At 70.9% G+C, this 8,002-nt stretch carries 5 protein-coding genes; 4 read left to right on the plus strand and 1 reads right to left on the minus strand.

Annotation, left to right across the window (positions count from 1 at the left end; all coding sequences use genetic code 11):
• Positions 1-85: 85 nt before the first annotated feature.
• The 4 genes from DAT37_RS16650 (at position 86) to DAT37_RS16665 (ending at position 7,442) form a co-directional block, all read left to right on the plus strand.
• Complete coding sequence (locus DAT37_RS16650) at positions 86-2,374, plus strand: ArnT family glycosyltransferase (protein ID WP_109525576.1); 2,289 nt, start codon at positions 86-88, stop codon at positions 2,372-2,374.
• A gap of 91 nt (positions 2,375-2,465) precedes the next feature.
• Positions 2,466-4,040 carry a sensor histidine kinase gene (locus tag DAT37_RS16655; protein ID WP_198654283.1) on the plus strand — a complete coding sequence of 525 codons (1,575 nt, stop codon included), beginning with the start codon at positions 2,466-2,468 and terminating at the stop codon, positions 4,038-4,040.
• Between the two features lie 4 nt (positions 4,041-4,044).
• Positions 4,045-5,268, plus strand: a complete 1,224-nt coding sequence (locus DAT37_RS16660) for a bifunctional glycosyltransferase family 2/GtrA family protein (protein WP_109525577.1) — start codon at positions 4,045-4,047, stop codon at positions 5,266-5,268.
• Between the two features lie 212 nt (positions 5,269-5,480).
• A complete protein-coding gene (locus DAT37_RS16665; RefSeq protein ID WP_109525578.1) occupies positions 5,481-7,442 on the plus strand; it encodes a GMC family oxidoreductase N-terminal domain-containing protein in 1,962 nt (653 codons plus the stop codon).
• Between the two features lie 42 nt (positions 7,443-7,484).
• Here the strand turns inward: DAT37_RS16665 and DAT37_RS16670 are convergent, their stop codons facing one another.
• On the minus strand, positions 7,485-7,865 hold the full coding sequence (locus DAT37_RS16670; protein WP_109525579.1) for a DUF742 domain-containing protein: 381 nt from the start codon (positions 7,863-7,865) through the stop codon (positions 7,485-7,487).
• Between the last annotated feature and the right edge of the window lie 137 nt (positions 7,866-8,002).

Genomic DNA, 8,002 nt, shown 5'->3' on the forward strand with positions numbered 1-8,002 from the left:
CGACGGGTCGGTGACGCGAAAGGCGGGGGATGACGGGCTCGGTGCGAACGGACAACGGTGGATCGACCATGCGGAAGGGCAGACGATGACGGCGACCGCGAGCGCCCCGGCGGCGGCACGACCACGACCCGCGCGGTGGGCGGACCCGCGACCGCCCACGTGGACCGACCGGCTGATCTTCGGACCGATCACCCAGCCCAGGTGGGCCCGGCCCGGAGTGTTCGCGCTGCTCGGCGCGACCGCGCTGCTGTATCTGTGGAATCTGACCGTGTCCGGCTGGGGCAACGAGTACTACGCCGCGGCGGCGCAGGCGGGCGCGCGGAGTTGGCGCGCGCTGCTGTTCGGTTCGCACGACGCGGGTAACGCGATCACCGTCGACAAACCGCCCGCCGCGCTGTGGCTGATGGGACTGTCCGGGCGACTCTTCGGCTTCGGTGAGTTCTCGGTGCTGGTTCCGCAGGCGCTGCTCGGCGTCGGCTCGGTCGCGCTGCTCTGCGCCGCCGTCCGGCGCTGGGCCGGACCCGGCGCCGGGCTCATCGCGGGTGCCGCCCTCGCCGCGACCCCGGTCGCGGCCTTGATGTTTCGCTACGACAATCCCGACGCCCTGCTCACCTTCACCCTGGTCGCCGCCGCCTACTGCACGGTGCGCGCGGTCGACGCCGACGGCACGCGATGGTGGTCGGGCAGTACCGGCTGGCTGGTCCTCGCGGCAGTGGGCGTCGGGGTCGGATTCCTGACCAAGATGTTGCAGGCGTTCCTCGTCCTGCCCGCGTTCGGACTGGTGTTCCTCGTCGCGGCGGCGGGCGGATTCGGTTCGCGCGTGGGCAAACTCGTGACCGCGCTGGTCGCGCTGATCGCGGCGGGCGGCTGGTACGTCCTGCTCGTCGAATTGTGGCCCGCACGCGACCGCCCCTACATCGGCGGCTCGACCAACAACAGCCTGTGGGAGCTGACGCTCGGCTACAACGGACTCGGCAGACTGCTCGGCGGACACGGCAATCCGGGCGGACAGTCCGCCCCCGCCGCGGGTGCGCGGATGGGCGGCGCGTTCGGCGGCGACACCGGGATCACCCGGCTCCTGCGGGACCTGATGGCCACCGAGGTGTCCTGGCTGCTGCCCGCGGCCCTGATCGGCCTCGTCGCCGGATTGTGGTCGACCCGCCGCGCCCCGCGCACCGACCGTGCGCGCGCCGCCCTGATCCTGTGGGGCGGTTGGGTACTCGGCACCGGACTGGTCTTCAGCTATATGAGCGGAGTCATCCACCCGTACTACACGGTCGCCCTCGCGCCGGGAGTCGCCGCGCTCGCCGCTGTCTCGGTGACGCGGCTGTGGGAACTGCGGGCCGCCGTCTCGGCGCGGATGATCCTCGCCGTGATGGTCGTCGTCACGGGTGTCTGGGCCTTCGTCCTGCTCGACCGCACGCCGGAATGGCTGCCGTGGCTGCGCTGGTCGATCGTGATCGGCGCGATCGTCGCCGCGGTGGGTCTGCTGCCGGGAACCCGGCGGGCTCGCGTGCTGCCCGCGATCTTCGCGGCGGTCGGCTTGATCGCCGGATTCGCGGGCACCGCCTCGTACACGGTGGTCACCACCACCCATCCGCACAGCGGCGGTATCCCGGCGTCGGGGCCGAGGGGTGATGCACTGGCCGGTGGGCCGCCCCCCGGTGGAAGCCCGAGCCCGGGTGCCAGAGGCGACACGATGGGCGGCCCGCCGTCCGGTGGCAGTCCGGGCCCGGGTGCGAGAGGGGACGTGCCGTCCGGTGGCGGTCCGGATACCGGGGCGAGAGGTGAGGCGCCGTCCGGCGGCAGTCCGGATACCGGGCCGAGTCGCGACGCGCCGTCCGGTGGAGCGCCGTCCAGTGGGAGCCCCACGGCCGGACAGGGGCGAGCCGGTGAGCCCGCCGCCGACGCGCCGCCCGCCGGGCAGCGCATGTCACGAGAGGCGAACCCCGGCCCGGCAGCTGCCGCCACCGGTGGACCTCCCGGCCCGGGTCCCGACGGCCCTCCCGGCATCGGCCCCGACACCGAACTCGAGGCGATGGTGCGCGCCTGCGACCGGCGCTGGTCCGCGGCGACCGTCGGTTCCTTCGGCGCTTCCGGACTCGAATTGCGCAGTGGCGCGTCGGTGATGGCGATCGGCGGTTTCAGCGGTCGCGACGACGCCCCGACCCTGGAGGAGTTCCGCGCGCACGTCGCGGCGGGCGATATCGGCTATTTCGTGACGGCGCGGCGTTCGGGGCCGCGTCCGCCGCGCCCCGGCGGGGAACGGGAGAAATCGACCGGACAGCAGATCGAGGAATGGGTGAGCGCGCACTACACCCCGCGGACGATCGGTGACGCGACGGTCTACGACCTGACCGCTCCCCCACCGTGATCCGGCCACACCGCGAGCCGGTCCCGACGTTCACAGCGAACTCCCAGCGCGCTCGCAGGTTCAGCGCCGACGACCTTGTCAGCCTGGGAGTATGACCAGGGGATCCACCGTGCCCGAGCCGAGCGCGCGCTCGTGGCTGCGCAGGTGTTCGTCGGCGGTGCCACTGCGGGTGGGGCTGGTCGTCGTGCTCGTCTCACTCTCCGCGCTCGCGCTGGTGGCCACCGGATTCGCCGTCACCTCGGCACTGAGCCGGTCGCTCACCCAGCGCGTCGACGACCAGCTCTCCGATTCGGCGCGCACCTGGGCGATGCCGAGGGCGATGCGGCAGGTGGTCTCCGAGGACGGGCGGACGCAGTGGGTCCCGGCGGATATGCCGGGACCGGCTCCGCGTCCCGAATCCGCCGGTGACCAGCCACGGCGGTTCTTCGAACTGCGCACGGGCGTCGACGGACAGGTCTACAACCAGCTCGCGGGCGGCACCGGCGAACTGCCCGATCTGAGCGCGGGGAGGGGTCCGGGCCCGGTCACCGTCGCTTCGATCGGCGATTCGAGCGCGCACTGGCGGGTGCTGACCGTGTCGAACCAGTACGGATCGACCACCATCGGACTGCCGCTGACCGACAACCAGGAGACGGTCTCGCGTCTGATCTACTTCGAACTCGGCACCGGCGCACTGGCTCTGCTCGCGCTCGGCGTGGTCGGCTACCTCGCCGTCCGGCGCAGCCTGCGGCCGTTGCTCACGGTCGAGCAGACCGCGGCCGCCATCGCGGGCGGTGACCTGCACCGGCGAGTTCCGGTGCGCGGAGTCGACACCGAGGTGGACCGGCTGGCGCGGTCGCTCAACGTGATGCTCACCCGGATCCAGCACGGCGTCGCGGCCACCGAGGCCTCGGAGGAGGACGCGCGACGTTCGGAGGCGAGGATGCGCCGATTCGTCGCCGACGCCAGCCACGAATTGCGCACACCGCTGACGACCATCCGCGGTTTCGCCGAGCTGTATCGCCAAGGGGCGAGCAAGGATCCGGAACTCGTCCTGCGCCGCATCGAGGGCGAGGCGCGCCGGATGGGACTGCTGGTCGAGGATCTGCTCATGCTGGCCCGGCTCGACGCCGACCGCCCGGTCGAACGCGCGCCGGTCGACCTGCTCGCGGTGGCGGGCGACGCGGTGCACAACGCCGAGGCGATCGACGCCGATCAGCACGCCGTCCCCGGCGCGCGGCGGCGGATCGGGCTGGAGATCGGCGCGGGCGAGGGCACGATGGTGGTCGACGGCGACGAGGGGCGGCTGCGTCAGGTGCTGACGAATCTGGTCGGCAACGCGCTCACCCACACCCCCGCGGGGACGCCGGTGACGGTGCGTCTGGAACCTTCGCGCGACGAAGTGCGCGTCGACGTGATCGACACCGGCCCCGGACTCGAACCGGAGGCCGCCGCACGGGTTTTCGAACGTTTCTACCGGACCGACAGCTCACGGACCAGGACCAGCGGCGGCACCGGTCTCGGCCTGTCGATCGTGCAGGCGCTGGTCGCCGCGCACGGCGGACGGGTGACCGTCGACAGCGTGCCCGGCGCGGGTGCGACCTTCTCGGTGTCGCTGCCGCGCGCCCATCCACAGGAAACTCCCAGCCGACCCGCAGGATTCGGGGAGGTCGGTCGGCGAAGCTGACGACATGAGCGATACCGCGACCGATCCTCGGACGATCGGCACCGCGACCGCGCCGCCGGTCCTGGATATCGTGATCCCGGTCTACAACGAGGAGAAGGATCTCGCGGGCTGTGTGCGCAGGCTCTCCGCGCACCTGGCCCACGGGTTCCCCTTTCCCACGCGAATCACCATCGCCGACAACGCCAGTACCGACGCCACCCTCGCTGTCGCGCACGCGCTCGCGGCCGAATACCCCGGCGTGCGCGTCCTGCATCTGACGGCGAAAGGCCGCGGTCGCGCGCTGCGCACCGCGTGGCTCGACTCCGACGCCGAGGTCCTCGCCTATATGGACGTCGACCTCTCGACCGATCTCAACGGCCTGCTTCCGCTGGTCGCCCCGCTGATCTCGGGGCATTCCGATCTGGCCGTCGGCACCCGCCTGAGCCCGAGGGCGCGGGTGGTGCGCGGACCGAAACGCGAGTTCATCTCGCGCGGATACAACCTGATCCTCAAAGCCGCACTGCGGGCGCGGTTCTCGGACGCGCAATGCGGATTCAAGGCCATTCGCGCCGATATCGCCCGGCAACTGCTGCCCCTGGTGCAGGACGGCGAATGGTTCTTCGACACCGAACTCCTCGTCCTGTCCGAGCACGCCGGGTTGCGGGTGCACGAGGTACCCGTCGACTGGATCGACGACCCGGACAGCCGCGTCGACATCATCGACACCGCGCGCAAGGATCTGCGGGGCATCTGGCGGCTCGCGCGCGCCATGACGACCGGTGCGCTGCCGCTGAACGAGTTGCGCCGCGCGATCGGGCGCGAACCGCTCGTCGACGGCGTGCCGCGCGGCATGGTCGGGCAGGTGGTGCGGTTCGCGATCGTCGGCGCGGTGTCGACGGTGGCCTATACCGCGCTGTATCTGCTGTGGCAGCCGGTAGCGGGTCCGCAGCTCGCGAATTTCGCCGCGTTGCTGATCACCGCGCTCGGCAACACCGCGGCCAACCGGGCCTTCACCTTCGGCGTGCGCGGGTCGGCCCGCGCGCTCGCCCACCATTTCCAGGGACTGCTGATCTTCGGCTTCGGGCTACTCGTCACCAGCGTCGCACTGTTCGCACTGCATCGATGGGCGCCCGGTGTGCCGGTCCAGTGGCAGTTGCTCGCGCTGGTCTCGGCCAATCTGGTGGCGACGCTGCTGCGGTTCGTGGGATTGCGCTGGGTGTTCCGCGACGGTTCGATCGCCCGCCGCTGAGTGCGGACGCCGCGTCGCTTTACGGTCTCGCGGAGCCGGGGTAGTGTTCCAGCACACATATTATGTGAACGAGCATTCTTGTATATCGGAGTACTACCCCGGCCGACGAGAGCACCGGGCCCCCGAGGGCGGCCGGGTGCCCGACGCGACAGATCCAGCCCCTCTGTCCAGTATTTCGGCACCTCAGCACCGGCCGGGACGGAGAGGAACCCATGGCATCGACGGCACTGACGGCCCGGCAACGGGCGGCGCTCGAGTTGATCTGCGATACGTTCGCGCCCGGGGACGGGCTCGGCTTGCCGGGCGCGGCGGAGTTGAACGTCGCGGACGTGGTGGTCAGGCTGCTCGCCCGCAATCCGAGGGCCGCCGAACTGAAACAGGTCGCCACACTGCTCGGGCTCTGGGACACGCCGCTGATGGGCCTGCTCGCCGGTGCGGGACCGCGCAGGTTCTCCGCGCGGTCGCAGGCCGAGCGCGAACGGTTCCTGCTTCGCCTCGGCGAATCGCGACTGCCCGCCAAACGCGCGGTCTTCCAAGCGCTGAAATCCGCCGCGCTGCTGTCGTACTACACGACACCGGGACCGGACGGGACCAATCCGCTGTGGAAGGAGATGGGCTATCCCGCGCCGCCGGGTCCGCTGGCCTCCGCGCCGAAGCCCGCGCTCACCCCGCTGCGTCCGTCCGATGCGACCACCTACGACTGCGATGTCGTCGTCATCGGTTCCGGTGCAGGCGGTGGCGCGGCGGCGGCGGTTCTGGCCGAAGGCGGACTCGACGTCGTCGTCCTGGAACGCGGCGGCTACTACGACGACGCCGATTTCGGCGCGGGCGAACTCGACGGCCTGCTGAATCTGTACGCACCGGGCCCGACCGCGACGGCCGAGGGTCAGCTGACCCTCGTCGCCGGCGGATGTCTGGGCGGCGGCACCGTCGTCAACTGGAGCACCTCGCTGCGCACCCCCGACGACGTGCGCGCCGAATGGGCCGGACTCGGCGCGACCCAGTTCGCCGACGAGGAATTCGGCGATGCCCTCGACGCGGTGGAACGCCGCCTCGGCGTCACCTACGACCGGTCACCGCTGTCGGCGCGCGACGACGTCCTCGCGCGTGGAGTGACCGCGCTCGGCTGGGATATCGCCGAACTCCCGCGCAACGTCACCGACGCATGCGACGCTGGAATCGAGTGCGGGCGTTGTGGTTACGGATGCCGACTCGGCGCGAAGCAGTCGGCGACCAAGACCTGGCTCGCCGATGCGGCCGAGCACGGTGCCCGACTGGTCGTCGGCGTCGACGTCCGCGCGGTCGAGGTCGGCAACGGGCGCGCCGAGGGGGTGCGGGCGGTGACCGCCGACGGGGCCGAGATCCGGGTGCGGGCCCGCGCGGTGGTCGTCGCCGCTGGCGCGATCCAGACCCCCGCGTTGCTGCGCCGGTCCGGACTGCGGAACAAGAACATCGGCAAGTACCTGCGCCTGCACCCCGCGTCCGCGGTGTTCGGCACATTCGACGACGAGGTGCGCCCCTGGGAGGGCGGACTCCAGACCAGGATCTCGCGGAAGCACAGCGATCTGAGCGACGGCTACGGTGTCATCTACGAGACCGGGCCGCTGCATCCGGGGATGTTGGTCGGATTCATGAATTGGCGTGGAGCGCAGCAGCATCGCTCGGCCATGCTGGATCTGGCGCGCACCGCCGCGGTCGGCGTCATCACCCGCGATCGCGACCACGGCACCGTCACCGTCGACGGCAGCGGGGAGGCGATCGTGAAATACACGCTGTCGAAACGCGACGCCGCCCATATGCACACCGGAATCGTCGGGGCCGCGCGGATTCTGGAGGCCGCGGGCGCGAAGCGGATCTTCTCCGGGCACCAGCTCGGCGCGGAATACGAACCGGGAGTTCGTGGTTCGCACGCCGAATTCGCCGCGTCGGCCGAGGCCGCGGGCTACGGTCCGGCACAGTGCGGGATGGGCGCGCTGCACATCATGGGCTCGGCCCGCATGGGCGGCTCCCGCGAGGACTGCGCGGTCGACCCCGACGGCGTCACCTGGGAGGTGCCCAATATCGTCGTCGCGGACGCGTCCTGTTTCCCGACCGCGAGCGGTGTCAACCCGATGGTGTCGATCGAGGCGATCGCGTACATGAACGCGAAACGTCTTCTCGCCCGCATGAAATGAGCCGACGATCCGGCGTCACCGTGACGGTGGCGCCGGATCGGTTCAGATCGCCTGGATCCCCCGGAGTACAGCGCGCAACAATTCAGGGTTGCGCGCGACCGCGTCCGGTTTGGGATCGGGGGAGCGGTACTTGAGCTGCCCGTCGTCGATCAGGTCGCCGACCAGGATCTTTGTCGAGGTCAACGGCAGGTTCAGATGCGCGGCGACCTCCGCGACCGATAGCGCCGTGCGGCTGAGCCGCAGGATCTCCGCGTACTCGGGGTCGGGCCGTCGTGGTCGCACGCCCGCGCTCGCGTTCACCACGAGCGTGAGCATGTCCAGTTCGGGCCGTGCGTTGTCGGACCGCCCGTGTGTGACGGCGTACAGGCGCACAAGGGGACCCGCATCCTCGTCGTACCAGGACTCACGCTCGTCATCGCTCATGGTTGTCTCGAGCCGGCCTCATCCAGGGTCGGACGCGGATCGACCGAGAGGTGTGCGCCGACGCGTTGCACGGTCTGGTTCATCTCGTAGGCCACCATCCCCATATTGGCCGTCTCCACGGTCAACAACGCCAGGCA

The sequence above is a fragment of the Nocardia aurea genome (assembly GCF_003123685.1).
Taxonomy (GTDB): Bacteria; Actinomycetota; Actinomycetes; order Mycobacteriales; family Mycobacteriaceae; genus Nocardia; species Nocardia aurea.